Annotated in this window: 3 protein-coding genes; all 3 read right to left on the bottom strand. The window is 39.8% G+C overall.

From position 1 onward, the window contains the following. Positions 1–250: GAF domain-containing protein (locus tag KCG35_RS24575; RefSeq protein ID WP_373687375.1), on the bottom strand; the 250-nt coding region annotated here is incomplete at its 3' end. Between the two features lie 18 nt (positions 251–268). Then, on the bottom strand, positions 269–1,642 hold the full coding sequence (locus KCG35_RS24570) for a class II 3-deoxy-7-phosphoheptulonate synthase (RefSeq protein ID WP_215822492.1): 1,374 nt from the start codon (positions 1,640–1,642) through the stop codon (positions 269–271). A gap of 431 nt (positions 1,643–2,073) precedes the next feature. Beyond that, on the bottom strand, positions 2,074–2,530 hold a 457-nt coding region (locus tag KCG35_RS24565; RefSeq protein WP_304956769.1), incomplete at its 5' end, for a hypothetical protein.

Below are 2,530 nucleotides of genomic sequence, written 5' to 3'. Positions count from 1 at the left end.
CCTGCCCAACCATTATTCGATTACAAGCAGGTTTACCTTGAAAAGGCCCTAAAACCAGCACATTCTCTGATAAAAGATAAAAGCCAGCCCAGTTAATATCCTCTAATTGCCAAAACAATAAACTACTTAGATTGGCAAGTGATGATATTAAGTCATCATCACCCTCCAGCAACCCTGCAGCCATAAGCTGCAGGTCACTATAAAAAGCCGGTTTATCGTCATTAGATAGATTGTCTGCTATCTCAAGCATTAGCACTCCTTTTGCAATTTACTCTTGTGAACCATTGAGATAGTACTGCCGGCACTCTTTCAGTGTCTCTGAAATAAGAAAGGCTAACTCCAACGATTGATCTGCATTTAACCGAGGGTCACAATGTGTATGGTAACGATCACACAAGCGGTCTTCAGTAATTGCTTGAGCCCCACCAATACACTCCGTGACATTTTGCCCTGTCATTTCAAAATGTACGCCACCCGCATAGGTACCTTCAGCTTGATGTGCAGCAAAGAAATGTTTAACCTCAGCCAAAATATCATCAAATGCACGTGTTTTGTAACCTGTTCCCGCTTTAATCGTATTACCATGCATAGGATCACAGCTCCACAACACCTGTTTTCCTTCTCTTTTCACTGCTTGAATAAGCCTTGGTAAATTCTTTTCTACTAAACCTGCACCCATACGTACAATGACATTAATCCGACCAGGCTCGTTGGTTGGATTTAATCTATCTAATAAAGTCATCAAATCATCAGTATTCGTCGTGGGACCTGCTTTTATACCAATAGGATTGTGCACTCCACGCAAAAACTCTACATGAGCACCATCTACCTGACGGGTACGATCACCAATCCACAACATATGCGCAGAACAGTCATACCAATCTCCTGTTAGGCTATCCTGACGGGTAAGTGCCTCTTCATAATTTAATAAAAGGGCTTCATGTGATGTGTAAAAATCTGTTTCGCGTATAGATGACGTATTATTCGCTGTAATACCACAAGCCGCCATAAAAGCTAATGCTTCATCAATTCGATCAGCAAGGTGTTGATAACGTTCTCCCTGACCACTATTAGCCAAAAATCCTAAGTTCCAACGATGTACCTGGTGTAAATCCGCTAAGCCTCCTTGGGCAAAAGCACGTAACAAATTCAGTGTTGCGGCAGACTGGTTATATGCACGGACTAAGCGTTGAGGATCAGGCGTTCTAGCTTCTGCTGTAAAATCAATACAATTGATAATATCACCACGATAACTTGGCAACTCTACACCATTAATCACCTCATTATCAGCAGACCGAGGTTTGGCAAACTGGCCTGCAAGTCGTCCCACTTTAACCACCGGACAAGCTGCAGCAAAGGTCAATACCACAGCCATTTGCAGCATGACTTTAAAGGTATCTCGGATATTCGTTGCATTAAACTCCGCAAAACTCTCTGCACAATCACCACCTTGCAGTAAAAATGCTTTACCAGCGGTTACATCAGCAAAATGTTGACGTAATTGTCGTACTTCACCTGCAAATACTAATGGTGGCATTTGCGCTAAATTTTGCTCAACCAATTTAAGTGTATTTTGATCAGGGTACGTTGGTTGTTGCTGGATAGGGAAATTTCTCCATCCGGAAGGAGTCCACTGCTTCATAAATAGTTACTTGCTCACTCAGATTGCAATCATAGTCCAATAATCAATTTTCGCAGCAAAAAATGGTTCACTACAAACAGTCATACAAATGAAAGTATATCAACAAAACACAGCTTTAGGTGATTACGCCAAGTTTTGTGTATTTCCCCCAACATGATTTAGTGCATAGGGCAAATATTAATGACTGTTCACATCAAAATGATTCTTCGCCAAGGGTATACTCTACAATAGAGCATAGTGATAAGTGAACCCAGAGTATGCAAGGTTAATTCATTCTTTTACTAATACATCAATAACACAGCATTTTGCCTTCGCTGGCACACACTCAAGATTGAAGTTCCTGTAATGCATAAAAGAATAAAGCTGGTTATTTATCAACCACTATATTCTCTCTTGAATTTAAACCAGTTATATCGTCAATAGTGCGCAAATTAATGAACAGAAGGTGCAGATGAGGAATCATAGATGAGAGAAGCTGCTTCTTTTTGCAAAACAAGCTTATACCCTCTACCTAGTATTTTGGGCTTGATTGTCAGAGAGTAACTTAAATTACCTTGATATTGCAGCATAAGTTTAGTGTCTGAAACTGACCAGTGAGCCTTAAGTAGAAAGGTTTCGTACCACATTTGGAGATATTTTTTGGCAAGTATCCTGTAATTCAGGTCTAATAGAATAAACACATTCGACTCTTCAAAAGGACAGTCAAATGATGTAACAAGCAAATAACCCACTGAAGTTTTATATTGTGCTTCTATAAAATAGCCTGGTACAACCGTATTTGTATTATGAGCATCAATGTATAAAGCACTCCCTTTTCGCACATCATCATAAGCATCTTTAGGAAAACCAATAAGCTTAAAGCCATCTGTTTGTTTCATTACTAGTAGC

Source organism: Zooshikella harenae, assembly GCF_018837975.1.
Lineage (GTDB): Bacteria > Pseudomonadota > Gammaproteobacteria > Pseudomonadales > Zooshikellaceae > Zooshikella > Zooshikella harenae.
Note: the sequence above shows the minus strand (reverse complement) of the source record. Positions and strands in the feature narration are given on the sequence as shown.